Genomic DNA, 25,601 nt, shown 5'->3' on the forward strand with positions numbered 1-25,601 from the left:
GCAAAAGCAAAGTGTAATCTAACGTAATCTCGTGTAATACCAAAGTGTTTCACTCAGCACTACAATTTACTCGAGTAATATCAACAAAACTCATTTCTGTCACCGATGATAACTACAGACAAGCTCAGCTTATAGCAATTACATTGAGCAAATGAGCTTTTTTGATGCGGGGAAGCCACGCTGTGCCATGGCTCGCTGCGGCAGAACTACCCATTCATGTTGGTAGGGCAAATATTATAACTTAATTTTTATAAATTAAGCCGTTAGCCAAGCGAGTATGGTACTTCCCCCCTTCAAATTGGTTTAAGCACTAATGCGATTACTATTCGTTTTGACTGGCGTGGCGAACGCTTTCTGTTTGTGTATCAAGTAACAAAAGGGAATATAATGAACATCAGTAACTCATCAACAGTAAAGGCGGCTGCACTAGTATTGTCTGCACTCGCGTCATATTCTGTAACAGCGAAAGCTGAACCTTGGTACAAACAATCAATGTATAAAGGTCAATATACAGAGCTAAATACCTGTACCCAAACATACCCTAGCTATTGGCAAGACCCTAACCCCAAATTCACAAAAATGTGGGAAGGCCAAACTATTTCTAATGTACCAACAACGCTATGGGATGAAGGAATATTCGCACTCTCAGATAAATACCCACGAGAGCTTGTTATTGAACCGAAGAAAAATCAGCCTTGGTATGATGCCAAGTTTGATGCACTATTCGATGAAAGTACCTCACAACGAGAAAAAAGCAAGCTTGCCAAAGAATACATAAAGCTTGTTTATGCCTATGGCCTTGAAGGAAATATTGCGGGCAAAGGAAGAGTTGCTTCAAGGGACTTTGATACTTGTGAAAATAAATATAGACCTTGGTTCCACATTCCATTTCAAACTTACGATCCACTTTCAGGGCGGGAGTACATTAGGGGCTTAACACGTGAAGCTCCAGTCACTTTTTCGGTGCAAGATAGCTCGGGTACAGATGCCTCGACCATGTGGGCTGTCGGCTTTTATAATGCTACAGCAGCATACACTTTAGGGGAAGTGTGGCAAGAAGATGGCACAGCTAAATTACCAAAAAAAGGCGTACGATTCCACGAAGGTGCCGTCATTATTAAGCCATTATTTAATACTTCAACTATCGCTCAAATACCTGTGTTAGCAGGATTACCAAGCTGGAATGCCAATATCTCAGATCCCGCTTACTGTGAATGTAAAGTAGCACCAGGAAGCAAAGATAAAGATGGTAACGAGCGCAAGGAATGTAACTTTATTGAAGAAAGTAAGCAATGTAAACGTAACAGTCAGGCTTGGGATGACGTAAAACTGCTTCAATTTGATGTCGCCGTCAGAGACGACAGAGCAAAAGATACAGGCTGGGTATACGGCACCTTTGTGGCGGACGGGCAACGCAAAGCAAAAGTCAAAAACCCATGGGAGAAGATGACATGGCTAGGGCTAATGTGGGGTAACGATACGCCTGCAAAAGGCCACTTAGCGTTTAATACACCAGTGAATCCAAGAGAGAAAGGCTTTTCAGAAGCAGTGATAAACTGGTCTTTAGTTGATGAACTTAACAAGTATAGTGGCAGTGCTATGACACGCCAAGTTGGACACCTTGGTTGTAACAATCGCTTGAATGGTCCTGCCGATAACACCAACAGCTCTTGTATGTCTTGCCATGGCACCGCTTCTTTACCTGATAGTGAGCGTAATACACCACTGATGATCTCACAGTTTGGAGAGCAAACGCCTGAATGTGCGGTACCGCTTATAAACAGCGACACATTGGGTAAAGATAGAGGTGGCGACACAGGTGAAATCCATGATGGCATTAACTTCGCACAAATCGATAGTCTGTACTTCGCCAATACGGGTGCTGGTGAATCCTTTAATATTCGTGTCGATGGTAAAAGCCTAGCTCAGCCTCATTATGACTTTGCGCCGGACAAGAAAGAATGGATCTCTTTGGATTACTCAATGCAGCTTTCTATTTCATTGCAGCAATGGCTAGAGTGGGTTGAAAATCAGCAGCTAGATCCTAACGATCATGTTTTAAAAGATTTCAGAGGCCGTAATTAATCTGACATTTTAGATAAAACACCCATTTTAAGGTAAACGAATGCCACGCTACCGTGTAGCTTTCGTTTACCTTTCATTCAAAAAATCACACTTTCCAATCTTTCGAGCTATCAAATACTGCTGATAAAGCTAATCGCTTTATGCGCCCTACGCGGACAAAATGTAAATCGATGTAACTTTTTTGATAATATTACATTCCTATTTTTGCCATCAAATGATAAAAAGGACGAAATTAAGTGAATGTAGGAACATCATTTTGAAGAAACACATCGCTGCAGCTACTGCACTTTGCGCATTATCAGCAATCTCGGGTAAAACAATGGCAACACAGTCAGATCCTTACCTTTGGCTTGAAGAGGTCGAAGGTGAAAAACCACTTGAGTGGGTCAGCAAACAAAATGAGGTATCTCTAAAGTATCTCCAAAGTAGTCCTGCGTATCAGAACATTTATCAAAATACATTAGATATTTTAAATGATCAGTCTCGCATCCCATACGCTACTGAACGAGCGGGTTATTACTACAATTTCTGGAAAGATGCAGATCATGTCAGAGGGATTTATCGAAGAACAACCTCAGAGGAATACAAAAAAGATAATCCAAAATGGGAGACAATCCTAGATCTTGATGCACTTGCTAAAGCCGAAGGCGAGAATTGGGTATACAGTGGGATCACGTGCCACTACCCCAAATACGAACGCTGTCTAGTGCGTTTGTCGCGCGGCGGTGCAGATGCAAAGGTTGTAAGAGAGTTTGATATTCCAACTAAGTCTTTTGTTAAAGACGGCTTCTATTTGCCCGAAGCAAAAAGCACTATTTCTTTTTATGACGACAACTCGGTCTTTGTAGGAACCGACTTTGGCGAAGGCTCAATGACTGACTCTGGCTATCCAAGAATCGTCAAAATTTGGCAACGAGGAACGCCACTAAAGGACGCTAAGACAATTTTGGAAGCAAAACCAAGCTCAATTAACGTAGGTGGCCTTACAATTTATGACAATGACACGTCATATCACATGCTGTATGAAGCGACGAGCTTTTATACAAGAAATATCTTTCAGATTAGTAATGGAAACAAACTAAAGCTTCCCATTCCCGAAGATTCAGACTTCTTAGGTTTAAATAACGGTAAATTCTTCGTGAAATTGAAGTCGTCATGGAAAGGATTTGAACAAGCAGAGGTGATCTACGCCAACATTGATGACATTAAAAAAGAAGACATCAAATTTACCAGTTTGGTCAAACCAACAGCAACACGCTCGATTGAATCGCTTGATTTCACTAAGTCCGCCATTCTTGTGACGGTCTTGGATGATGTGAAAAATAAAGTGTTCCGCTACGTTCCTAAAGCCAATGGCCAGTGGCAAGTTGATCAAGTTAATTTCCCTGAAACAGGTTCACTTTCTGTCTTCGATACCGATCCAGACAGAGATGATTTTTTTGTGAATTATTCTGATTTTCTCTCGCCAGCTAGTTTGTATCTCGTGAATGGCCAATCATTAGAAATCACCAAACTCAAAGGTAACCCCTCACACTTTGATTCAAGTAAGTTCGTTACTCAACAAAAGTTTGCAACCTCAAAAGATGGTACAAAAATACCTTATTTTATTGTCCACAAAAAATCACTAAAGCTTAATGGTAAAAACCCAACACTATTATATGCTTATGGTGGGTTTGAAGTATCAATGCAACCTTTCTATTCCGCTAGTATCGGCAAAAACTGGCTAGAGCAAGGGGGTGTATTTGTGCTTGCTAACATCCGAGGCGGTGGAGAATATGGCCCTAGTTGGCATCAAGCTGCATTAAAAGAAAACCGTCATAAATCCTATGAAGACTTTGAAGCCGTTGCCGAGCAGCTCATTGCTGACAAGGTTACTCAGCCACAACACCTAGGCATTCAGGGCGGAAGCAATGGTGGACTATTAATGGGTGCTGCATTTACACGTCGACCAGATTTATACAATGCTGTGATATGCCAGGTCCCTCTTCTCGACATGAAGCGCTTTAACAAACTTTTAGCTGGCGCAAGCTGGATGGGTGAGTACGGCGATCCGGATCAACCTGAGCAGTGGGAATACATTAAAACTTACTCTCCTTATCACAATCTCAGTAAAGATAAGCAATACCCTAAAGTATTCTTCACTACCTCAACCAGAGATGACCGTGTACACCCGGGTCACGCTAGAAAAATGGTTGCCAAGATGAAAGACATGGGATTCGACGTACTTTACTTTGAAAATATAGAAGGAGGCCATGCTGGTGCTGCCAATAATGAACAACGCGCCATGGTTAAGAGTCTTGAATATGTGTATTTAATGGATAGATTAAAATAATCCAGTTAAATATTTTTATATATAAAAAGTGCTAGGACTATAGCCCTAGCACTTTAAAAAACAGCACCTTGCTTTACACTATGAGTAAAAATATCGAAAGCCTAAGCTATTAGGGCGTTTATTTCTCATCAAAAATATAAATTTAAAATGAGCAAGAGCCAGATTTAATACACCCTTATTATATTAAATAATGGAAATAAAGTTTCATCAGTATCATGACACTTATTGGTATTCTCTTCGCCATTATCTGATGTATAAACCACTGTTTTCCCAAGCTTCATTGCTGAATACAAGATACCTAGGTTTTTATAGTAATCAGGATGTGTTGGCTTTAGCTCGATAGTTTCATGTTGCTCTGGTGTTATCCAAGCAACACCATCACTGTGCATATAAATACTATCAATTTCATCAGTGCAAGTAACAAATTTTGCTTGTGCAGTACCGGCTAAAAGCAACAGGGGAAGTAAAATAGCTTTCTTCATTGGATATTTCCTTATTATATTAATACCAATTTGACTTAATACTTGCTCAATTTGAAGGAATAAATCTGACGCTAACAGCGTTAAAACTTCTTATTTAGAACAACTAAACAGCAAAATTTCACCTAGCTATCGACAAGATTTTCTCGCCTCAAAACAGACCACTTAATTAAGGCAATTGGTGGTTTTTAAGCACGTTGTTGTGCATGCTAAAAATAGCCATCCCCTGTTTCATTTAAATGAAGAAAAGCTTACATTAAAATAACAACTAAGAAGATACCGAGGTATCTCACTTTTACCCTTGTTCCTGTGCTGCTTTATAAGCTGCTCGGTCATGGATCTTACTAAGATATGCTTTAATATTTTTTCGCGTGCTAATTAACCCTATATTATCTGCAATATCTAACATCACCGTCATCATAATGTCAGCCGCAGAAAACTCCTCACCTGCAAAAAACGCTTGCTCTGCCAAGGTGGCATCAATGTACGAGAAATCAACATCAATCTCTTTATTGATGTACGAGTCCATGGCTTGATCTCCTTGACGCTGTTCCATTTTCATCACTACTGATGCAATCACTGGTAACGCCAAAGATCCCTCAGCAAAGTGTGTCCACTCCAAGTACTTGTAGTATGCAGGTGTCCCATGCTCGGGTCTCATTTGATTAGACTCAGATTTATCTAAAATATATTCTATTATTGCGCCTGATTCACATAAAGTATGTTCGTTATCCACCAGTACAGGCGCTTTTCCGAGCGGGTGGATCGCTTTAAGACTATCCGGTGCAAGATGCGTGTCGGGGTCGCGTTGGTGTCTGACAATGTCATACGTTAAACCCAGTTCGTTTAACAGCCAAATTACCCGCGTAGAGCGAGACGCGTTTAGGTGGTGTACAGTTAACATTTTGTTTTCCCTCATTTAAGCTTAGCTGTAGATAAGTAATTTCTGTGGATATACTTATTCGTATTTGATTAAGTTACGCCTTAAAACTAACTAAGCGTTATACCAGCTCATCAGGGCCTAAACGCACAACAAGTTTGCCAAAGTTTTTACCCTCAAGCAGGCCAATAAACGCTTCAACAGCGTTCGCCATTCCGTCAATTAAGTGTTCTCTATACTTAATTTTTCCGTCTTGCAGCCACGGTAACATTGCTTCACTAAACTCATCAAAACGATGGCCGTAGTCATCAAAGACGATAAAACCTTGCATTTTTATCCGCTTAATTAGCAAAGTCGCCATCAACAAAGACAGGCGATCAGGCCCAGATGGCAAGTCTGTCGCGTTATATTGGGAAATAAGTCCACACAATGGGATCCGAGCGCTTGGATTTAAAAGCGGCAACACCGCATCGAACACCTTGCCACCCACATTTTCAAAATAGACGTCGATACCCGATGGGCAAGCCTGAGCTAACTGCTCAGCGAGATCATCGCTACGATGATCAAGGCATCTATCAAAACCAAGCTCGCTTTCTGCATAGCGACATTTTTCTTCGCCACCAGCAATACCAATGACTTTGCAACCCTGTAGTTTGGCAATTTGTCCAACAAGACTCCCCACAGCGCCTGTTGCCGCTGCAACGACAACCGTTTCGCCTGCTTTAGGTTGACCTATATCCAGCAATCCCATGTAAGCTGTCAGACCCGGCATTCCTAAAACGCCCAAGCTGTATGATAGGTTGGGTAAATTGCTATCTAACTTAAGTAAGCCAGTGCCATCCGAAACGCTATAGTCTTGCCATCCACTCATCGCGAGTACCCAGTCACCTTGGGTAAATTTAGGGTTATTTGATTTTTCAACTCGGCATACCGTACCACCCACCATCACTTCGCCAATAGCTACCGGATCAGCATAGGATTTTGCGTCGCTCATACGGCCACGCATATAAGGATCTAAAGACAAAAAGACGGTACGAAGAAGCACCTCACCCTCTTTTAGCGTTGGGATCTGCGCTTCTTCATAATTGAAATTTTCTTGCGTTGGTGCACCATGCGGGCGTGACGCCAATGTGATGCGGCGATTCGATTGTGCGTTTTGAGCTCGATTTAGTGAATTGCTCATAATTGGCTCCTTTTACTAAATATTAGAGGTTTAGGTACGTCAGCATTTTCTCGGCGACAAGTTCAGAGCTCGCTGGATTTTGTCCTGTAAACAGTAAACCATCTCTCACCGCAAAGGTGTTCCAATCATCGACTTTTTGAAAATCAGCACCGCGCTTTACCAGTTCATCTTCTAATAAAAATGGCACCACTTCTGTCAGACCTACCGCAGCTTCCTCACTATTGGTAAAACCCGCTACTGCTTTACCTTTGACTAAATAATCGCCTGACTCCGTCATGACATCCATCAAGACTGCTGAAGCATGACATACCGCACCGACTGGTTTTTTAGCTGCTAAAAAAGCGTTAATTAACTGAATTGAATGATTATTGGTTGCAAGGTCCCACAGCGGTCCGTGACCACCAGGATAAAATACGGCATCAAACTGTGCAGCATCCATGTGTGAAAGCACTTGAGTGTTTGCTATCTGCGCTTGCGCCTCTTTGTCATCGAAATAACGTTTAGTACTCTCAGTTTGAAAATCAGCCTCTTGGCTTTTTGGATCGATTGGTGGCTGACCACCTTTAGGTGAAGCAATCGTCACCTCAAGTCCTGCATCAATAAAAGCATAATAAGGCGCAGCAAACTCTTCTATCCAAAATCCCGTTTTCTCACCTGTCTCACCTAACTCTGCATGTGAAGTAAGTACCATCAATATTTTCTTTGTCATTACTTTTGCCCTCAAGTTGGATTTGCTACCACCATCTGGTAACGCTAAAGAATAGGATATGAGCTAAAACCCAATGTAACAATGCAGACAAAAGCTAACTCTTTGTTCAAACAATTGATACAATCTAATTTATCAAGGCGAGTTGGAGCGAATATGAACGTCTCTTTTGAGCAGCTAAAAAGTATGGTGGTATTTGCACAAGTTATTGAACAAGGAACACTAAGCGGTGCAGCAAAACAGCTTAACTTGTCCCGTGCTGTGGTAAGTTACCATGTCAAAAAGCTAGAAACACAGTTGGGTATAAAGCTACTTAACCGCTCCACGCGCACCATTTCTTTGACTGAAGCTGGCAGCGAATATTATCAACGCTGCCGTGTTATTGCCGAACAAGCGTTTGCCGCAAACCAACAAATAGAAAATTTAAAGAAAGAGCCAATTGGCCTAATCAAACTCACGTGTCCGGTTAACGTCGGCCTGCAAACCATCGTGCCTGCGCTGAACGAATTTAGTGCTAGGTACCCCAAAATTCAGCTCGATATTATGCTTACAGATGAAGTCGTGAATATCATCAAAGAAGGGATTGACCTAGCTATTCGTGGCGCCCCACTTCCCGACTCAGGGCTGCAAGCCAGTAAGCTCTCAATACTAAAAACTTGTTTATGCGCGTCGCCGGAGTATTTGCGCAAATATGGCACACCAAAACACCCCACCGACCTTTATCAACATCGCTGGGTGATCTACAAACTCACTTCAGGTACCCTCACGTTAAGTAAAGGCAATCGCGCATACAGTATTACGATGAAAGGAGACATCAGCACAAATAATGCCGCTGCTCGCACGGCTTTTGTAGAGGGGGGACATGGTATTGGTCGTATTCCTATTTACGATGCCCGCCCCAAAATTGATGCAGGCACACTCGTTACCATTATGGATGACTATACGTTACCTGACATTCATGTTTACGGCGTGTTCCCCGAAGGCAATACTAACTCTAAAAAAGTGCGATTACTGCTGGATTTTCTAAAAGGATATTTTCAGCGTCAATTGGTAAATACCTAGTACCACCAGCATAGCAAATGCGTTATCGCATCAGTATCTGTGCTGTTGTAATTCAAAGTGGTTAGTTATAATGGCGCGCTGGGCTAAAACACTATATCAGGACTCCATTATGAAAAAGCTCTCAAAAGTACAAGAAAAACAGCAAGCCTTGGTACTCACTATTGCAGACAAGCTTGAAGAACAAGCTCTAGCTGAAATTCCCGGCATGGTGCAATGCTGGTTTGATGTCGAATATCACTTGTTCCCCGGCTCATTAATACTCTTTTTCCAATTTGAGAATGAAAAAACATTGGAAGCTGCAAAACCAGATCTCCTAAAGTGGCAAAAACGTTTAAGCGCCGCCATGCTGAAAAAAGGGGTGATTTTAAAAGATATGCGTAAGCACCTCACCTATACCCTACTCGGGCCGGAGGATTAGTTGATAAAACCAAGATTTCAATCACTCCCCAAACAAGTAACTTAGTCTACTGCCACGGCTTTTAGAGCAGTTGTATCGTGTTTTGGTTATTTTAATCTTGAAAAACCATGTTTTGCCCTACATTATGGCGTACCTATTTAGTTATTCGTTTTACACACATGACACCTTCAAACAATGTAATGTCAAAACTAACTGCGCTCGTAGAAGCAAAACCGTTTCAGAACTTTCTTATTGCGGTAATTTTGTTTAATGCTGTGACATTGGGACTTGAAACCACCCAGTTTGGCAAAGACAATGCGGCGCTACTGCATAAAATTGACCTAGTCATATTGTTGATTTTTACCCTTGAGCTGGCGCTAAAACTGATTGTTTATCGCGTAAAGTTTTTCAAGTCTGGGTGGAATATCTTTGACTTTGTGATTGTCGCTATTTCATGGGCTCCCTCAACCGGTGCTTTGTCGGTGCTGCGTGCATTCAGAATTTTACGGGTTTTAAGACTTTTCTCTGTCGTCCCTCAGATGCGCAGGGTTATTGGTGCGCTAGGACACTCACTACCGGGTATGGCTTCGGTCATTGGTGTACTTGGTATTGTATTTTATGTGTCTGCGGTTCTCACCACAAAATTATTTGGCCAGCATCCAGATCCTAATATGCAGGAATGGTTTGGTTCTATTGGCGCGTCCGCTTACACGCTCTTTCAGGTAATGACACTAGAGAGTTGGTCAATGGGAATTGTTCGCCCGACTATGGAGTTATTCCCACAATCTTGGTTGTTCTTCGTGCCGTTTATTATTATCACCAGCTTTGCCGTGCTCAACCTCTTTATTGGTATTATTGTCGATGCAATGCAGGTAATGCACGAGGAAGAAGGCAAGCCAGAGCAAGTATTAGCAACCAGAGAAGATGTTTTGCGGGTTGAAGAAAAACTCGACCAGCTCCTAAAGCACAAAAAATAGGTAGCATTCTAACAACACGATACTAAAAACTTAGTGAAGTGCTCTATTTTGAGTTGAGAAGACGTGTCGCAGCGCGTCTTCTTCTCCTTTCCTAGCTAGCGATTTCAAAAATAGCCTTTTGTGCGCGCACTCTAGCAAAAGCATTTTTTCTTTAAGCAGTTCACTGAGTAGTTATACCAATTATCTTAATTGATTGGTCTATTTTGAGGCGTGAAAACCTTGTCGATAACACCGCTTCCGCGCCCTGCTCACGCCGAGGTACCTACGTCCTGTAGCCAAGGCAAAAATTTTGCTATTTAGTTGTTCTAAAAAGTAAATTTTTAACGCTGTTAGCGTCAGGTATACTCCTTCAAATTGAGCAAGTATTAAGGTTGATTGGTATTATATCCTGTGACCCCCTCAATACCGCCAGTGACGGCACCTTATCTCTCAAATTGGTTGGAGAATCAATCCAATTAGTTTAAGCTGCAAAATGCTAGATAAACCCCAAAAGAGAGGAATAGACGTTGGATAAAAGAATTGAGCCTGAGCTGCCAAGTATTACACCCGATTTAGATCAGGTTGAGGCGTTTAAAGACTCTCTCAATCAAACAAATAACAAGTTACCCGCATCAGCTGCTAACCCCTCAGAATCAAAATCAGTAACAAACCAAAAAACAGGTATCATCGGCTGGATAAGTATCGCTGCTATTGTTGCCTTGGCAGTAGCAGTTTTTGGGCTGTACAAGCAACTATCAGAAGCGCAAGCTCAATTACTAGCTTCAACAACGCGTATTGCCCAGTTGGAGCATACTCTTTCAGCGACTGATGAAGAGATGGAACTGTCGGCAGGCGCGATGCAAGCCAAGCTTGCCACACTCACAGAACGCACCGATGAGCTATGGTCACAAATGGATAAACTATGGGGCTCTGCTTGGCGTCGTAATCAATCGGAAATCAAACAGCTCAAATCACAGCTTGATAGTGCGACTAAGAGCCAATCTGGTATCAATGTAAAAGTGAATACGCTATCACAAAGCCAGACAGAAATGGGACTTAAGCTATCGCTATTAGAAGAGCAGCAACAGTCAGCAGAAAACCTGAGAAGTCAAATTACCGCTTTAAAAAGTACCGTAGACGAATTAAACACCCAATCACAGAGCCGAGATACTAAACAGATAGAAATCGGTAGCAGCCTTGCGCAGCTTGAAATGACTCAAGCCGCAATTTCAGAAAAGCTAGAGCAATTATCATTAAGATTAACGTCAACAAACTCAAATCAAACTCAACAAAAAACAGATTAATCTGTAACGATAGCGATGATACAAGCTCTGTTAGTTGTCTGCGCACCAGCGCAGTCAACTAACACTAACTTTCTCGATACAGTAAAGTCCATAACGGCTTAAAATCTTTTGAGTGCACATAAAGTTCCTCGCCAGTTCGTAAAATATATCGTAAAATACTCTATTACATTTCTGTATCGATTTAAGCGTAGGCTTTACGCTCAAATCAATACAAATTATCTACTCAGGCATACTGTTTTGCCGATTGAGTATTTTTTGCTTGAAGGCAATTATGAAAAAAACATTTGAACTAATTCACCCAAAAATCAAACTTGAAAGACGCGTTGACGCAGTAAAGTATGAGCTTAAAAAATACCTAAAGCGCGAACGCAATAAAACATTGCCTAGCGGTGCTGATTATTGGGATTTTGACTGTAAGTTTGGCAATACAGAGGCCGAAGCTGAACCTGTACATGTATCACAACTAAACAAATTAATCGATAAAACACAAACAGAGAATTTGACCTCTTTTTATGTTGAGATCCTAGCAAAGCCATGCGTCAGAAAGTCAAACGAACTATCTGACGATGAATTAGAAGACGAGTAATTCGAGTCACAACCGACCTACAAAGCTACGTTTTGTGGGTCGAGTTTTAGCTCAACAGCCATAATCTCCTCTCTCCCTCCTCAATACACTGACACAGCGCTAATTAACCTGAACTCGATGTAAGAAGTGAGTTATACCAAGCGCTATTAGCAGCCGTCGAAGTTGAAAAGATACTGGAGGCTATGTCCATCGGGGCTAGAATGGATAAACCCGTCATAAAAAAGTCGAATATATGGCAGCTACGAGCTTTGAAACTCTATCTTATAATCGCAAAGAGTCCAAATACGGTAATACATGATACAATCACCATTAGCGTTTTATCGTGGTAACACTGCCTTTTAGTGAGAATAGAAAAGTATGAGCAAATCGTTTGCAGCAATTGGATTAGTCAACCCTAAATCACCTACCAATGTTGGGGGAGTATTGCGAGCTGCGGGCTGTTATGAAGCTCAGGCCGTCTATTTCAATGGCAATCGTTATGCAAAAGCGGCCAAATACCACACTGATACCAAAAATATTGCCAATAACATTACCGTCAAACATGTTGATGACTTTATTTCGTTAAAAGCCCCCAGTCGTGCGCTCGTATGTGTAGAATTGGTTGAAGGCGCCACCCCCCTACCTCAGTTTGTTCACCCTAGTGATGCGCTATACATTTTTGGCCCAGAGGATGGCAGCCTACCACAAGAACTTGTTGATGCCGCAGACGCCGTAGTGTACGTACCAACCACCGGTTGCATGAACTTAGCTGCCACCGTCAACGTGCTGTTATATGACCGCATGGCAAAGCGCTCCGTAGAATTTAATGCCGAGCAGATCCTCACCAGTAGAGACACAAATAATCGCCTGATTGTGACTTAACTTTTACTCAGAGCGGCCCACATGGAATAGGCCGCTCTTTGTCGTCTTCACCACCCACACAGCCACCCACTCTAGGTAGCTCCCCTAATTACAACTACAGAAAAAACGTATATATTTCAAAACAATAATAAATTAAGGAAGAATAATGAAATATCAGCTCTCAATTTTAGCAATGTTGGCGGCTTGCCTTTTGCCACAGCAAAGCCAAGCCAATAGCCATAAAATTGAACATATCGCCTCTAACCTCTACCCGCATGTTCGCATCACCACAGGGCAATACAAACCTCATAGCATAATGACCTCAATGACTAAACATAAGCTACCAGGCTTAAGTGTTGCGGTGATCAAAAATGGACAGATTGTATGGGCAAAGGGGTATGTTGTAGCCAACAAGCACAAACATATAGCCAGTTTATTCAATTAACCTGAGCTGTTTGCGCGTAACATTAAGCTAAGCAAAAACACTGAAACTTGCTGATAAAAAATCCACAGCAACCGGATAAGCGAAGAGGACACCTTCCATGAAACCTGCATTAAAGTTAGCATTTCAAGCGGAAATGGCCGCAGCCAACAGGTACTATCAACACGCCCAGTATAGCGACTGTTTTTATCACTTAGAAAGAGCACATATTCTGGGGCAATCCTTTGTGATTGCACACACCCAATCCCATTGGTGGATGCTTAAGCTTGGTTACAAAACAAAGAATAAAAAAGAAATATTAGGACAAATAGCCCGAATTATTGCTGCGATGTTATTTTCTAAAATCTGGATCCCCAAAGGGAATACTGGTGGCTCCAATGTGAACCCATTCAAACCAATGGCAATCCCCGACGATTTAGCACAGCACCTGAAATAACCGCCTCGCAATAACGCCCTGAGGCAAGTTGTAAGGAGCCTCACTGCACATTACTATGGAACTCAAAATACAACCCAAGGGGCAAATGCTGTGATAGTACCTACAGTATGGGTAGACGTGGGCGTGGTGCTTATTTATGGCTCGCACATAGACGCGGATTATCACCAACATGTTGCGCTGCAAGTCATCTGGCCGCAACATGAACACACGTACGAGTTAAATGGCAACACGTTACATGGCTTGACCATTATTGCTTCAAAACAAAGCCACTGCCTGCAAATACAAAAAGGATGGATAGTGTTAGTTGAGCCCACCAGCAGGTTAGGAGAGCAGCTTACAACGTTATTAAAAGCGCAACCTTTTTTGCATGTTCATGAAAGTGCTGACAAAAGTATGCGTTCACCTAAAGATAAAGAGGAGGCTTACAACCGCCTATCTCCTCTTTTTCAATCTCTATCGATAGACAGCACCTCGCTTAGATTAAACCAAAGCCTCGTTACAGATAGACGAATTCAATGCTTACTCAACGAGTTAAACGCTTGCTTTGCCGCTGAGTGTATCAAACCAAAGCACTGGCGCGCAGCTGACGTCGCACAGACACTCCACCTCTGTGAAAGCCGATTTCTTCACCTTTTTAAAGCTCAAATTGGGATAGCTTGGCGTCCATTTCTTTTATGGCGCAGACTAAACTGCGCACTACAAGCTTTAATAAAAGGATGCTCAGCAACTGACGCGGCATACATCGCTGGGTTTTCTGATGGCGCACACCTAAGCCGCACATTCCGTGCGACATTTGGCATGAGTATTGTCCAAGCAAAAGCGAACTGGGTAACCAAAGATTAACGGCCTCCCGCTCCTTGTAAGCGCTCACTACCATAAAACATATAGTAATAGCAGCTGTCTAACTTTTAGCGGCAGGCTTTTCAATAGGGTAATGATTTGCATGCCTTAAGCTCTGTAAATCATTAAAACGCACGCCATGCAGCGCCATAATCGGGCGGATTTTTTTACTGATTAACTGTCTAATATAAAATGGTTGATTAGGCACAAAGTGATGAATTGTGTGCGTGCGACCAAAGTCAAAGCAAAACAACTGAAACGGTAAAAACCAGCGACTGGTGATCACATGAGTCTGCTCCAGTATGTTACTCACGCCACCGTAATAATGCATGGAAGATGTTACGAAGTTTAAAGACGCTGAACGGATAACATTAGGTATAATTAGCACCACCATGAAAAACTCAGCAACCGCAAGTAGCTCAGCTCCCCACTTGGGCAATGCAAATGGCTGTACCCATTGCACAGTGTAATAGACAATCACACCATACAAGGTCACAAAATAAGCCGTGGCAAACGGAAAGCCAGCATTAAATACCTGTAAAAATTTAAAATCATTGATTTCTCGACTAAACCGTTTGGCATTAATTAACAAACCAAGTAACCCATCGCTGACCACCACAGCTCGTAGCCAAGGAGACCGAATGCCATTACCTACCAAGCGCTCTTCTAGGTCTTGCTCTGTGCCGGATACTTTATGATGATGTAAATGAATGCGTCTTCGATACCACGGGTTGACAGTATTTGGCCGCATCATCCACACTGCCAGCATCATAAAATGATAAATCAGCGGACGGTTACTAAAATACTGCCTATGGATCAAATCGTGTTCAAGCTCATGAGAAATTGAAGTTATGAAGGCCGCCAACAGAACACATAGCCATGCAGGAATAATGGCAAAATAGTAGAGCAGCGCTGCGCCAATCAGTGCACTTAACGACACCAGTAAAATCATCATAGCAATGCTATTTTGCTGATTTAAAATTGGGTAACGTACTCGAAGCGTTTGTTCTTCAGCCTTGATAGCTGTGACTATCGCGTTAATATTCTGCTTGGAGGTTAATGTTGCCATTGGCTGCTGTATTTACTTTTTGATATCAGAATCATAGCGTATTCTTGTAGTGGCGGCTATCCGCCACAACCGCTTTCAAAACAGTGATACCAAACAACCACTAAACGCTATGCGGCTATTGATTATCGTCCATCTCGTATTGCTTCAATATAGCCAGCATATTCTCTGGAATTGGCGACTTTTGGCCTGTTTTCATATTAAACATCACCACATTGGCATACCCAGTGGTACAGATTGCCTGTTGCGATTCACTAAACGCCTCATAGCGCATAGTGAAACGATCTTCTTTGATATCAGTAACATATGAACCAATGTGCAAAGTGTCGGGGAAAGTCACTGGGCGCTTGTATTGCGCGTACGTATCACGCAAAACCGGACTATGAGTCGGCTCTGATAAAATAGCAAGTAACCCAGTTTGCTTTAAAAAGTCGATACGCGCAGTTTCAAAATAACGAAAGTAAGACACGTTATTCACATGCCCCAACGCATCCATCTCTCCCCACACTACATTGATTTTTGTTTTGATTGCGAACTTCTCGAAAAATTCCTGCATGATATTGCCCCTAATTATGATTATTTAGCCTGAAGTTTGGATAAGGCATGCTCCAACTCATTGTTACTAAAACACAGCTTAGTTTTTCCTTGTCTAGCCAGAGGGTTTTAAAGAAAACGCCGCGCCAGCTCTCGCTCAGGTGCCTACATCTTGTAAGCAAGGCGACTTTACGCACCAATAGCTAGAGTTAGCGCTAAAACTGGCGGCTAGAAGGCATTAATTATCCGCAGCTCAGGCTATTTAGCCTGAGATTAACAACTCATCGTACCAGCCACAAGAAATATGCGATAACTTTAGAAGTCGCCTCCACTGAAGCAACGAAGTCTTGGCACTGTCTCCTCAATGGACAATACCTGTAATTATTATACCATCAGTAAACTTTGAACTACCTCACCGCTACCCTCGCCGACTAAACCACAATCAAAAAATTGACACCCTTGAGATCACAAGCAGATAAAAATACTTTTTACTTACATTTCAAGTACTTATAAAAATACATAGGGATATCTACAAGCTTGGTTCGAAACGTGCATTGAAATCAAAATTAAATTTAGTTTAAGAACATCACCAATATGAACAAAAACACAAATACCGTTTATGTGCTGAGTGGTTACGCTAAATGCACCATCGCTCAACAAGGAAAATACAAACCCGGCAACAAACACTCCATCGGCCTGCTAACCACAGACGAAAACTATGAAGATAACATCGGTAAACTTGAAGCCTTTATTAAAGATTTAGGTTGGGAGTCCATTACATTTTGTATGGTCGAAACCGTTGACGACATCAGTACCTTACCCAACGACGTATTGGCTGCGAGCTTTCTTCGTGCTCAGCAAAATGGCCAATCATTAGTGGTAAACGATCTCCCTATTACCGTCCATTAAGGCGATAAGTACACGTGTAGGGGCGGCTTCACGCTGTGAGCTTTTGATGGTTGTAGTCTGAAGCTACAAAAAACATGTAGCTGTGACTTTTTTAAATCCGCTCTTCAACTTTACTTTTATATCGCCTTGCCGACCACAAGCAGCGGACTAAGCTATTTTACACCAAGCAGAAGTTGAGCTGGTAGGAGCGGCTTTACGCCGCGAGCTTTTGATGCTTGCCATCTGTGGCTACAAACAACATGTAGCTGTGACTTTTTAAATCCGCTCTTCAACTTTACTTTTATATTGCCTTGCCGACCACAAGCAGCGGACTAAGCTATTTTACACCAAGCAGAAGTTGATCTGGTAGGAGCGGCTTTACGCCGCGAGTTTTTGATGGTTGTAGTCTGAAGCTACAAAAAAGCATGTAGCTGTGACTCTTTTAAATCCAACCTTCAACTTTACTTTTATATCGCCTTGCCAACCATAAGCAGCGGACTACGCTATTTTACACCGAGCAGAAGTTGAGCTGGTAGGAGCGGCTTTACGCCGCGAGCTTTTGATACTTGCCATCTGTGGCTACAAACAACATGTAGCTGTGACTTTTTTAAATCCGCTCTTCAATTTTACTTTTATATTGCCTTGCCGACCACAAGCAGCGGACTAAGCTATTTTACACCGAGCAAAAGTTGATCTAGTAGGAGCGGCTTTACGCCGCGATCTTTTGATGGTTACCGTCTGTGGCTACAAACAACATGTAGCAATAACTCTTTTAAATCCGCTCTTCAACTTTACTTTTATATTGCCTTGCCGACCATAAGCAGCGAACCAAGCTATTTTACACCAAGCAGAAGTTGAGCTGGTAGGAGCGGCTTTACGCCGCGAGCTTTTGATGGTTGCCATTTGCGGCTACAAACAATATGTAGCAATAACTCTTTTAAATCCAATCTTCAATTTTGCCGAACTGCTCCTTAGCCAAGCTTTATACGAAAAAGCTCGTTAATAGGCTTATCTACAAAATATTCCCATACATGTTTGAACACTGCGTGCTGCGCTGGAAACGGTGCGAGCTTCAAAGCTTCTTCTAAATTGCACCATTCAAAGTCGGTGTGTTCATCATTTAGAACCACTTTTTGATTGGCTGGACACTTGACTACAAATACAGGAATGACCTCAATAACGTTGGAATAGGATGCGTAAAACTGCTCTAAAAATTGGCCATTGTACAGGTCAGTTACTTCTATCTGAGTTTCTTCATAAAACTCTCGAACAATGGTTTGCCAAGGTAATTCGCCTTCTTCCATTGAACCTGCAACATGACACCAGAAGCCACCTTTCGTACGCTTCATCAATAGCATTTTTGTTTCGCCATTTATTTCCGACAATGCTACTCCGGAAACAATTGAATTATTTATTGGAATCATTTTTAAACCTTATAAATCGCGATAGCCGCAAACACCACACGGCGATACGAGAAAAGCAGACAATCTAACCTAAGCTTTTATGTCGCAGCAGCTAATCTGAGCGCTAAGTGCTGAGAACTATCCTCATAGTACCTTTTATAGATACTTACTTTCAACAACGTATTACAACACGCTGTCCACTTGGATTTGTTACGCAGCATTCAATTATTTACCATGGTTGCTATTTAAGGCTACGAACAATTTGTAGCAGCGACTTTATGCCGCGAATTTTTTTTGAATCCAGTCGTCAACTTTACTTCATATCGCTTCGGCGATGACAAGCAACAGACTAATCTATTCAACGCCGAGCTGAAGTTGATAAAGTGGGAGCGGCTTCACGCCGCGATCTTTAGATGATTACCATTTGCGGCTACGAACAATTTGTAGCCGCAACTTTATGTCGCGACTTGTTTTTGAATCCAGCTCTAAACTTTACCTCATGTCGCTTCGCCGGCAAGGCAAAAACAAAGAGGCATATTATTTGTCGTCATAAATGGCGACCTACACAAAGATTTGGTGTGAAGTCGCAGGTATGCGTCGTTATAAGGGATCGCGGCGTAAAGCCGCTCCTACACACCAAGAAAAGAGCCAGACACGAGCCTCCACCACATCCACGCCCACAAAAAAGCCGCCCCTTTAGCAAAGGGCGGCTTTTCAATATTAGCTAAGTCGCGCAAAAGCGCGACTTACAACCTCTTACGCGTCGCGGTAAGTATCAACCGCTGGGCAAGAGCAAATTAGGTTACGGTCGCCGTATACGTCGTCGATACGGGTTACCGTTGGCCAGAATTTGTCTTTTGCTACACTTGGTACTGGGAATGCAGCTGCGAGGCGATCATATGCACGGTTCCAGTCGTTGCTTAGTACGTCAGCTTGCGTGTGTGGCGCAAATACTAATGGGTTATCTTCGATAGACCACTCGCCTGATGCAATCTTGTCGATTTCACCTTTGATAGAAACCATGGCTTCGATAAAGCGATCGATTTCTACCTTAGACTCAGATTCCGTTGGCTCAACCATAAGTGTGCCCGCTACTGGGAACGACATCGTTGGTGAGTGGAAGCCGTAGTCCTGTAGACGTTTAGCAACGTCCATTTCAGTAATGCCTGTGGCTTCTTTCAATGGGCGTAGGTCAACAATACATTCATGAGCAACGCGGTCGTTACGGCCACGGTATAGAATTGGGAAGTGCTCGCTTAACTTCGCCGTTAGGTAGTTAGCGTTTACAATTGCCATTTCTGTTGCTTGTTTTAGGCCTTCACTGCCCATCATTGCGATGTATGCCCACGAGATAGGTAGAATAGCTGCAGAGCCGTAAGGTGCCGCAGAAACCGCGCCGTTACCTACGTTTGTGCCTTCTACATTGATCACGCTGTGGTTAGGCATAAATGGCGCAAGGTGCGATTTAACGCCAATAGGACCAACACCTGGGCCACCGCCACCGTGTGGAATACAGAATGTTTTGTGTAGGTTTAAGTGTGATACGTCAGAGCCGATTGAACCTGGGCTAGTCACGCCAACCTGTGCGTTCATGTTTGCGCCGTCCATGTATACTTGGCCGCCGTGCTGGTGCACGATGTCGCATACTTCACGGATAGACTCTTCGTATACACCGTGTGTAGACGGGTAAGTGACCATGATGCACGATAGGTTTTCAGCTACGTCAGCGGCTTTCGCGCGTAGATCTTCTATATCGATGTTACCGTTTTTATCACAGTCAACCACAACCACTTTCATGCTTGCCATTTGTGCAGACGCTGGGTTTGTACCGTGCGCTGAACTTGGGATCAAACAAATATTACGGTGACCTTCACCGCGAGACTCATGGTACTTACGGATAGCAATAAGACCTGCGTACTCACCTTGTGCACCTGAGTTTGGCTGTAGTGATACTGCGTCGTAACCTGTGATGTTCACAAGCCAGTCGTGCAGCTCAGTCATCATGATCTTGTAACCCGCTGCTTGGTCGATTGGGCAGAACGGGTGTAACTCTGCAAACTCAGGCCAAGTTACTGGGATCATTTCAGCGGTTGCGTTTAGCTTCATGGTACACGAGCCCAATGAGATCATTGAGTGGTTTAGTGCTAAATCTTTGTTTTCAAGACGCTTGATATAACGCAGCATCTCGGTTTCGCTATGATAGCTGTTAAAGTTCGCGTGCGTTAAAATTTCATCGTCGCGCACTAAGCTTGCAGGAATACCTGTGATGTTCTCGCCTGACACTTGTGCGTCTAGCGCATCTACATTTAGGCCGTGGTCGTCACCTAAAATAATGTCAAATAGCTCAGCTACGTCCGCACGCGTTGTGGTTTCGTTTATTGCAATTGAGTATTCGCCGTTATGGTTAAGGGCAAAGTTTACGCCTTTTGCTACCGCACGCGCCACAGCTGCTTGCTTGTCAGCGTCGTCCGCTTTAACCGTAATAGTATCAAACCAAGTATCGTGCTTAAGTGCTATGCCTTTTGCTTTAAGACCTGTGGCAAGAATGCTTGCAAGGCGATTAATGCGCTCAGCGATGATCTTAAGACCTTGAGGGCCGTGGTAAACCGCGTAAAACGCAGCCATGTTCGCAAGTAACACCTGTGCAGTACAGATGTTTGAGTTCGCTTTCTCACGGCGGATATGCTGTTCACGAGTTTGCATCGCCATACGTAGCGCGTCGTTACCTAAACGGTCTTTAGACACACCAATAATACGGCCTGGTAGTGAACGCTTGTAAGCATCACGCGTGGCAAAGAATGCCGCGTGTGGACCACCGTAACCCATAGGTACGCCAAAACGCTGTGCAGAACCAAGCACTACGTCTGCACCTAGTTTACCTGGTGCTTTAAGTAGCATTAAGCTCATGATGTCTGCGGCAACACAGGCAATCGCTTTTTTGTTTTGTACTTGTGCGATTAGGTCAGTAACGTCAACCACTTCACCTGATGTTGTTGGATACTGGAATAGCGCGCCGAAAATGTCGTGGTTAGCAGCGTCGCTAGCAGGGCCTACTACGATTTCAAAACCAAACTGCTCAGCACGCGTTGATACTACGTCAATAGTCTGCACATGTACGTCGTCTGCAATAAAGAAGGTGTTTGCTTTTTTCGCTTTAGATACACGTTTTGCAAGCGCCATTGCTTCTGCGGCTGCGGTTGATTCGTCAAGTAGTGACGCACTGGCTAAGTCTAGGCCGGTAATGTCCATAGTCAGCGTTTGGAAGTTAAGTAGCGACTCCAAGCGACCCTGCGCAATCTCTGGCTGATAAGGGGTGTAAGCGGTGTACCAACCCGGATTCTCAAGTACGTTGCGTAAAATAACATTAGGTACATGAGTTGGGTGATAGCCTTGACCGATGTAAGATTTGAAAACCTTGTTTTTGCTCGCTACTGATTTCAGGTAGCTAAGGGTTTCCACTTCTGTGCGGCTTTCACCGATCTGTAAGCCCTCTTCTAAGCGAATTGAAGCAGGTACAGTTTGACCGATCAGCTCTTCAACACTAGATACTCCAAGAGCGCTTAGCATCTCACTCACCTGTGCTGGGCTTGGCCCGATATGGCGACGGATAAAATCTTGCTTTTGCTCTAACTGTTCAAGAGATTTGGCGTTTGACATTAGTCCAGGTTCCTATGATCCAAATGAAAAAGGTGAATACTGTTTTTATCTAAAAAAGATACCTTGGTAACGGCAGTATTCTAAAAGCGTTGGTATGAACTCGTCATACCTTGAGCAAGCACCCTTGCTCAAAAAGCAACAATAAAAGCCCCTAAAAAGGGGCTTTTATTACTATCAACAAATTAGTCTTCGTCGATTGAATTTGCGTAGCCTTCAGCGTCTAGTAGATTGTCTAGTTCTGACTCGTCAGACGCTTTAATACGGAACAACCAACCGTCACCGTACGCATCGTTGTTTACAGTCTCAGGGGCATCTTCTAGGTCTTCGTTTACCGCAATGATAGTACCGCCGATTGGTGCATAGATGTCTGATGCTGCTTTTACAGACTCAGCAACTGCACAGTCTTCACCCGCGTCAACTTCATCGTCTACGTCTGGTAATTCAACGAATACCATGTCGCCTAGAAGTTCTTGTGCGTGCTCAGTGATACCTACTGTGTACTCGCCATTGCCTTCAGCGCGAACCCACTCGTGTGAAGTAGCGTACTTTAACTCGCTAGGAATGTTGCTCATTTTTTTGTTCCTTTGGTCGATTGTGGTGACGCCCCGTGAGCGACACCAATGTTATTCTTAAAATTAGATAATTGACTTGCCGTTACGAACGAAACTTGGCTTAACTACTTTAACATCAACTAGTTTCTTACGCATTTCAACCTGTGCGGTCTCGCCAACTGAACGAGGTACACGCGCAAGCGCGACACTAAAGCCTAAAGTCGGAGAGAATGTACCAGAAGTGATAACACCTTCGCCACCTTCTACGATAACTTTAGAGCCACCGCGCAACACACCTTTACTTTCAAGTACTAGACCAACTAACTTGTCAGTGCTTTTTTCTGCGCGCTGTTTAGTAATAGCTGCACGGCCAATAAAGTCACGATCCTCTGGCTCCCAAGCGATAGTCCATGCCATGTTCGCCGCAAGCGGAGAAACCGTTTCGTCCATATCAGAGCCATAAAGGTTCATGCCCGCTTCTAAACGTAGCGTATCACGTGCACCTAAGCCAGCTGGACGCACACCTGCGTCTAATAATTTTTGCCATAAATCCGCAGCACCGTCGTTGTGCACTACGATCTCATAACCTGCTTCTCCGGTGTAACCTGTTGTTGCAATGAAAAGCTCGCCAGCTTGCACACCGAAAAATGGTTTCATACCCGCAACGGCCGCTTGTTGTTGTTCGTCTAGAATAGTCGCTGTTTTCGCAATCGCATTTGGTCCTTGTACCGCAATCATTGCGTACTCAGGGCGCTCTGTCACTGTCACGTCAAAACCGGCTGCCACAGCATTAATGTGTGCAAGATCTTTTTCACGTGTTGCAGAGTTAACGACTAGGCGGTATTGCGTTTCAGTGAAGAAGTAAATGATAAGGTCGTCAATTACACCGCCCTGCTCGTTTAGCATACCGGTATATAGCGCTTTACCTGCCACTGTTAACTTAGCTACATCGTTTGCAACTAGTTTTTGTAGAAATGCTTTAGCGTCTACACCTTCGATATCAACAATCGTCATGTGTGAAACATCAAACATGCCCGCGTCTTGGCGCACCGCATGGTGCTCTTCAATTTGTGAGCCGTAGTTGATTGGCATTTCCCAACCGTGGAAGTCTACCATTTTTGCGCCAGCTTCTAGGTGCTTAGCGTGTAGTACTGTTTTAGAAGTCATACTTATCCTTCACTTTTTTACTCAGCAACTTATATTGGGCACTGAGGGGGTTATTGTTATCGCACTTACGATAACTGCACGGAATTTATGAAACGAGTTTAAAACCAGCATCAGTAAGCGTTGTTTGCCACTTATCTAACACAGCAGCTTGTGCAATCAACTGGTATTGTTGCTGTTCGTCCACCAGCAAGGTTGTAATAAATACTTCGCCGCTTTGTTTGCCATAACAGGCATTTTTGTCTGAAATCCTGAGGCCTGGTGTTAACGTAAAGTCGTGAATCAAACGCTCAAACGCAAGTTCACCACTTAAGGTTGCTGCGGCTAAGTCGTGACGACGTACCAGTTCAATATCAAACTCATCCGCATGATTATCAATCAATGTTGCAAGCTCAGTGGCAGCTCTTTCACTGACAACAAAGCGGTAAGCAGTTTCACTAAAATAGTACACGGCAAAATTTTCGCCACTGTCTAGCTTGCCCTGAAAGCCCAAGCCTGGTGCCATTAATTTATTTAAATTAAGGGTGAGAATTTGACTTAAAAAAGGCGTGGTTTCAAAGCCACTGAAGTCCAGCACCACAACAGCATCCGTTGGTTTGTAATGGTTTTGCGCCGGAACACTGCCCTGACGGTGCTTTGCAAAGATAATTGGCGTGACGCTCATGGCACTACCTTAGTGAAATTTCGATGAGCAAAAGTATAAGGATGCGCAAACTCAACAACAAATTGTATTTACTTATCAATTGATAAATAATATTAATGTACTTGGGTTTTATAAATTGCATTTCCTTATATGAAAAACTTATCAATTGATGGATTAAGAACGCTGGTCACTGTGGTAGATGTCGGTGGCTTTGCCAAGGCTGGCGAGCTACTAGGCTTGTCTCAGCCCGCTGTTAGTTTGCAAATTAAACGCTTAGAAGACATGCTCGGTTGCAAGCTGTTTAAAAAACAAGGACAGCGGCAGATATTAAATCAATATGGCGAGCTACTTTTACCACTTGCCAAACAAATGCTGCAGCAAAACGATGCAATTATTCAGCAATTTACCTCTGAAAGTGTCACAGGCAGAGTGCGATTGGGTATTCCCAGTGAATTTGCAGCGCGGATCTTACCCTCGATTATTGGTGATTTTGTGTCTTTATATCCCGATGTTGCACTTGAAGTTAAATCAAGGCTGAGTAAACACTTACTTTCTGTGGTAAGGCAAGATCAATTTGATTTAGTGTTGGCGCTTAACGAAGAGCTCAGTTCGTCCAAGTATCCGGTGTTTATGCAAGATCAGTTGGTCTGGGTTGGCGATTTATCACTTGCGCAGCATTCGGTTGTCACTTTAGTCACCGCACCAGAAGGCTGTATCTATCGCCGCCGCGCTATTGAAGCGCTGCAACAAGCTGGCTTGCAATACCGTATTGTATACAGTAATGCCGATTTAACCGGCCTTACTGCAGCTTTAAAAGAGGGGCTCGGGATCACTGTGCTGGCCAAAAGCACTGTTCCTACGGAATTGCCTTATCAGACCCAAACCCAAATATTACCCAAGCTCGGGAAAATTGGTATCAGCCTAGTCAAGAACACCCAAGAGTCCGCCCATGCCGTTGATAAACTCGCCGAATTTATTGCATTGAGGTTAGGTTAAAAGATCGCGGGGTAAACCCGCTCCCACCAGCAACATAAAACCTTTATGGGAGGTCCTTTACGCGGCGATACTGATTTAAGAAAAGTTCGCGATATAAAATCGCTCCTACCTACAATATAAAACCTCTGTGGCAGGTGCTTTACGCGGTGAAGCGGATTTTAGAAAAGTGCG

24 protein-coding genes are annotated in these 25,601 nt (G+C 43.2%); 13 read left to right on the forward strand and 11 right to left on the reverse strand.

Annotated elements, in window-relative coordinates; all coding sequences use genetic code 11:
- Nucleotides 1–387 precede the first annotated feature (387 nt).
- Nucleotides 388–2,085, forward strand: a complete 1,698-nt coding sequence (locus tag HUZ36_RS12270; RefSeq protein WP_176032998.1) for a hypothetical protein — start codon at nucleotides 388–390, stop codon at nucleotides 2,083–2,085.
- Nucleotides 2,086–2,404: 319 nt separating this feature from the next.
- Nucleotides 2,405–4,417: a prolyl oligopeptidase family serine peptidase gene (locus HUZ36_RS12275; RefSeq protein ID WP_252095621.1), complete on the forward strand. Its 2,013-nt coding sequence runs from the start codon at nucleotides 2,405–2,407 to the stop codon at nucleotides 4,415–4,417.
- A 164-nt stretch (nucleotides 4,418–4,581) separates the two neighbouring features.
- Here HUZ36_RS12275 and HUZ36_RS12280 read toward each other — a convergent pair whose 3' ends face one another.
- The 4 genes from HUZ36_RS12280 to HUZ36_RS12295 form a co-directional block, all read right to left on the reverse strand.
- Nucleotides 4,582–4,899, reverse strand: coding sequence for a hypothetical protein (locus HUZ36_RS12280; protein WP_176033000.1), 318 nt, complete (start codon nucleotides 4,897–4,899; stop codon nucleotides 4,582–4,584).
- 292 nt (nucleotides 4,900–5,191) lie between these two features.
- Nucleotides 5,192–5,800: a glutathione S-transferase family protein gene (locus HUZ36_RS12285; RefSeq protein WP_176033001.1), complete on the reverse strand. Its 609-nt coding sequence runs from the start codon at nucleotides 5,798–5,800 to the stop codon at nucleotides 5,192–5,194.
- A gap of 97 nt (nucleotides 5,801–5,897) precedes the next feature.
- Nucleotides 5,898–6,959, reverse strand: coding sequence for an NADP-dependent oxidoreductase (locus HUZ36_RS12290; protein ID WP_176033002.1), 1,062 nt, complete (start codon nucleotides 6,957–6,959; stop codon nucleotides 5,898–5,900).
- 22 nt (nucleotides 6,960–6,981) lie between these two features.
- Nucleotides 6,982–7,668 carry a type 1 glutamine amidotransferase domain-containing protein gene (locus HUZ36_RS12295; RefSeq protein WP_128732678.1) on the reverse strand — a complete coding sequence of 229 codons (687 nt, stop codon included), beginning with the start codon at nucleotides 7,666–7,668 and terminating at the stop codon, nucleotides 6,982–6,984.
- A gap of 153 nt (nucleotides 7,669–7,821) precedes the next feature.
- Between HUZ36_RS12295 and HUZ36_RS12300 the strand changes: the two genes are divergently transcribed.
- The 9 genes from HUZ36_RS12300 to HUZ36_RS21970 all read left to right on the forward strand — a co-directional run bounded on the left by HUZ36_RS12300 (nucleotide 7,822) and on the right by HUZ36_RS21970 (nucleotide 14,531).
- A complete protein-coding gene (locus tag HUZ36_RS12300; RefSeq protein WP_128732679.1) occupies nucleotides 7,822–8,727 on the forward strand; it encodes a LysR family transcriptional regulator in 906 nt (301 codons plus the stop codon).
- Nucleotides 8,728–8,836: 109 nt separating this feature from the next.
- The gene (locus tag HUZ36_RS12305; protein ID WP_128732680.1) at nucleotides 8,837–9,145 is read left to right on the forward strand and encodes a hypothetical protein; all 309 of its coding nucleotides are present in this window, start codon (nucleotides 8,837–8,839) and stop codon (nucleotides 9,143–9,145) included.
- Between the two features lie 179 nt (nucleotides 9,146–9,324).
- A complete protein-coding gene (locus HUZ36_RS12310; protein WP_241651731.1) occupies nucleotides 9,325–10,101 on the forward strand; it encodes an ion transporter in 777 nt (258 codons plus the stop codon).
- Nucleotides 10,102–10,607: 506 nt separating this feature from the next.
- Nucleotides 10,608–11,384, forward strand: a complete 777-nt coding sequence (locus HUZ36_RS12315) for a hypothetical protein (protein ID WP_176033003.1) — start codon at nucleotides 10,608–10,610, stop codon at nucleotides 11,382–11,384.
- Nucleotides 11,385–11,655: 271 nt separating this feature from the next.
- Nucleotides 11,656–11,970, forward strand: a complete 315-nt coding sequence (locus HUZ36_RS12320; protein WP_176033004.1) for a DUF6172 family protein — start codon at nucleotides 11,656–11,658, stop codon at nucleotides 11,968–11,970.
- Between the two features lie 357 nt (nucleotides 11,971–12,327).
- Complete coding sequence (locus HUZ36_RS12325) at nucleotides 12,328–12,831, forward strand: RNA methyltransferase (protein WP_125250408.1); 504 nt, start codon at nucleotides 12,328–12,330, stop codon at nucleotides 12,829–12,831.
- 145 nt (nucleotides 12,832–12,976) lie between these two features.
- Complete coding sequence (locus HUZ36_RS12330; protein ID WP_176033005.1) at nucleotides 12,977–13,255, forward strand: hypothetical protein; 279 nt, start codon at nucleotides 12,977–12,979, stop codon at nucleotides 13,253–13,255.
- Nucleotides 13,256–13,352: 97 nt separating this feature from the next.
- Nucleotides 13,353–13,688, forward strand: coding sequence for a DUF3703 domain-containing protein (locus HUZ36_RS12335; RefSeq protein ID WP_176033006.1), 336 nt, complete (start codon nucleotides 13,353–13,355; stop codon nucleotides 13,686–13,688).
- 90 nt (nucleotides 13,689–13,778) lie between these two features.
- Nucleotides 13,779–14,531, forward strand: coding sequence for an AraC family transcriptional regulator (locus HUZ36_RS21970; protein ID WP_217704668.1), 753 nt, complete (start codon nucleotides 13,779–13,781; stop codon nucleotides 14,529–14,531).
- A gap of 58 nt (nucleotides 14,532–14,589) precedes the next feature.
- Here HUZ36_RS21970 and HUZ36_RS12345 read toward each other — a convergent pair whose 3' ends face one another.
- The gene (locus HUZ36_RS12345; protein WP_176033007.1) at nucleotides 14,590–15,597 is read right to left on the reverse strand and encodes a fatty acid desaturase; all 1,008 of its coding nucleotides are present in this window, start codon (nucleotides 15,595–15,597) and stop codon (nucleotides 14,590–14,592) included.
- Nucleotides 15,598–15,712: 115 nt separating this feature from the next.
- A complete protein-coding gene (locus HUZ36_RS12350) occupies nucleotides 15,713–16,150 on the reverse strand; it encodes an acyl-CoA thioesterase (RefSeq protein ID WP_176033008.1) in 438 nt (145 codons plus the stop codon).
- A 572-nt stretch (nucleotides 16,151–16,722) separates the two neighbouring features.
- Here HUZ36_RS12350 and HUZ36_RS12355 point away from each other — a divergent pair.
- The gene (locus HUZ36_RS12355; RefSeq protein WP_125250413.1) at nucleotides 16,723–17,037 is read left to right on the forward strand and encodes a hypothetical protein; all 315 of its coding nucleotides are present in this window, start codon (nucleotides 16,723–16,725) and stop codon (nucleotides 17,035–17,037) included.
- A gap of 950 nt (nucleotides 17,038–17,987) precedes the next feature.
- Here the strand turns inward: HUZ36_RS12355 and HUZ36_RS12360 are convergent.
- From HUZ36_RS12360 to HUZ36_RS12380, 5 genes are all read right to left on the reverse strand, one after another.
- On the reverse strand, nucleotides 17,988–18,440 hold the full coding sequence (locus tag HUZ36_RS12360; protein ID WP_176033009.1) for an NUDIX hydrolase: 453 nt from the start codon (nucleotides 18,438–18,440) through the stop codon (nucleotides 17,988–17,990).
- A gap of 735 nt (nucleotides 18,441–19,175) precedes the next feature.
- Nucleotides 19,176–22,076, reverse strand: a complete 2,901-nt coding sequence (gene gcvP, locus HUZ36_RS12365) for an aminomethyl-transferring glycine dehydrogenase (protein ID WP_176033010.1) — start codon at nucleotides 22,074–22,076, stop codon at nucleotides 19,176–19,178.
- Between the two features lie 182 nt (nucleotides 22,077–22,258).
- The gene (gcvH, locus tag HUZ36_RS12370) at nucleotides 22,259–22,648 is read right to left on the reverse strand and encodes a glycine cleavage system protein GcvH (protein ID WP_125250416.1); all 390 of its coding nucleotides are present in this window, start codon (nucleotides 22,646–22,648) and stop codon (nucleotides 22,259–22,261) included.
- Nucleotides 22,649–22,711: 63 nt separating this feature from the next.
- Nucleotides 22,712–23,794 carry a glycine cleavage system aminomethyltransferase GcvT gene (gcvT, locus tag HUZ36_RS12375; RefSeq protein WP_176033011.1) on the reverse strand — a complete coding sequence of 361 codons (1,083 nt, stop codon included), beginning with the start codon at nucleotides 23,792–23,794 and terminating at the stop codon, nucleotides 22,712–22,714.
- An 85-nt stretch (nucleotides 23,795–23,879) separates the two neighbouring features.
- The gene (locus tag HUZ36_RS12380; RefSeq protein WP_125250418.1) at nucleotides 23,880–24,455 is read right to left on the reverse strand and encodes a hypothetical protein; all 576 of its coding nucleotides are present in this window, start codon (nucleotides 24,453–24,455) and stop codon (nucleotides 23,880–23,882) included.
- Nucleotides 24,456–24,584: 129 nt separating this feature from the next.
- On the opposite strand from HUZ36_RS12380, the gene HUZ36_RS12385 reads away from it, so the two are divergent.
- Complete coding sequence (locus HUZ36_RS12385) at nucleotides 24,585–25,430, forward strand: LysR family transcriptional regulator (RefSeq protein ID WP_125250419.1); 846 nt, start codon at nucleotides 24,585–24,587, stop codon at nucleotides 25,428–25,430.
- The last annotated feature ends 171 nt before the right edge of the window (nucleotides 25,431–25,601 follow it).

Origin of the sequence: Pseudoalteromonas sp. McH1-7, from assembly GCF_013366255.1 — a bacterium.
GTDB lineage: Bacteria > Pseudomonadota > Gammaproteobacteria > Enterobacterales > Alteromonadaceae > Pseudoalteromonas > Pseudoalteromonas peptidolytica.

Excerpts from the sequence above, each read along its gene's own strand:
- HUZ36_RS12290 (WP_176033002.1), bottom strand. The coding sequence starts at position 6,959 with ATGAGCAATTCACTAAATCGAGCTCAAAACGCACAATCGAATCGCCGC.
- HUZ36_RS12360 (WP_176033009.1), bottom strand. The coding sequence starts at position 18,440 with ATGATTCCAATAAATAATTCAATTGTTTCCGGAGTAGCATTGTCGGAA.
- HUZ36_RS12305 (WP_128732680.1), top strand. The coding sequence starts at position 8,837 with ATGAAAAAGCTCTCAAAAGTACAAGAAAAACAGCAAGCCTTGGTACTC.
- HUZ36_RS12280 (WP_176033000.1), bottom strand. The coding sequence starts at position 4,899 with ATGAAGAAAGCTATTTTACTTCCCCTGTTGCTTTTAGCCGGTACTGCA.
- HUZ36_RS12330 (WP_176033005.1), top strand. The coding sequence starts at position 12,977 with ATGAAATATCAGCTCTCAATTTTAGCAATGTTGGCGGCTTGCCTTTTG.
- HUZ36_RS12325 (WP_125250408.1), top strand. The coding sequence starts at position 12,328 with ATGAGCAAATCGTTTGCAGCAATTGGATTAGTCAACCCTAAATCACCT.
- HUZ36_RS12380 (WP_125250418.1), bottom strand. The coding sequence starts at position 24,455 with ATGAGCGTCACGCCAATTATCTTTGCAAAGCACCGTCAGGGCAGTGTT.
- HUZ36_RS12275 (WP_252095621.1), top strand. The coding sequence starts at position 2,405 with ATGGCAACACAGTCAGATCCTTACCTTTGGCTTGAAGAGGTCGAAGGT.
- HUZ36_RS12270 (WP_176032998.1), top strand. The coding sequence starts at position 388 with ATGAACATCAGTAACTCATCAACAGTAAAGGCGGCTGCACTAGTATTG.
- HUZ36_RS12355 (WP_125250413.1), top strand. The coding sequence starts at position 16,723 with ATGAACAAAAACACAAATACCGTTTATGTGCTGAGTGGTTACGCTAAA.
- HUZ36_RS12345 (WP_176033007.1), bottom strand. The coding sequence starts at position 15,597 with ATGGCAACATTAACCTCCAAGCAGAATATTAACGCGATAGTCACAGCT.
- HUZ36_RS12385 (WP_125250419.1), top strand. The coding sequence starts at position 24,585 with ATGAAAAACTTATCAATTGATGGATTAAGAACGCTGGTCACTGTGGTA.
- gcvT (WP_176033011.1), bottom strand. The coding sequence starts at position 23,794 with ATGACTTCTAAAACAGTACTACACGCTAAGCACCTAGAAGCTGGCGCA.
- HUZ36_RS12335 (WP_176033006.1), top strand. The coding sequence starts at position 13,353 with ATGAAACCTGCATTAAAGTTAGCATTTCAAGCGGAAATGGCCGCAGCC.
- gcvH (WP_125250416.1), bottom strand. The coding sequence starts at position 22,648 with ATGAGCAACATTCCTAGCGAGTTAAAGTACGCTACTTCACACGAGTGG.
- HUZ36_RS12295 (WP_128732678.1), bottom strand. The coding sequence starts at position 7,668 with ATGACAAAGAAAATATTGATGGTACTTACTTCACATGCAGAGTTAGGT.
- gcvP (WP_176033010.1), bottom strand. The coding sequence starts at position 22,076 with ATGTCAAACGCCAAATCTCTTGAACAGTTAGAGCAAAAGCAAGATTTT.
- HUZ36_RS12320 (WP_176033004.1), top strand. The coding sequence starts at position 11,656 with ATGAAAAAAACATTTGAACTAATTCACCCAAAAATCAAACTTGAAAGA.
- HUZ36_RS12300 (WP_128732679.1), top strand. The coding sequence starts at position 7,822 with ATGAACGTCTCTTTTGAGCAGCTAAAAAGTATGGTGGTATTTGCACAA.
- HUZ36_RS12285 (WP_176033001.1), bottom strand. The coding sequence starts at position 5,800 with ATGTTAACTGTACACCACCTAAACGCGTCTCGCTCTACGCGGGTAATT.
- HUZ36_RS12350 (WP_176033008.1), bottom strand. The coding sequence starts at position 16,150 with ATGCAGGAATTTTTCGAGAAGTTCGCAATCAAAACAAAAATCAATGTA.
- HUZ36_RS12310 (WP_241651731.1), top strand. The coding sequence starts at position 9,325 with ATGTCAAAACTAACTGCGCTCGTAGAAGCAAAACCGTTTCAGAACTTT.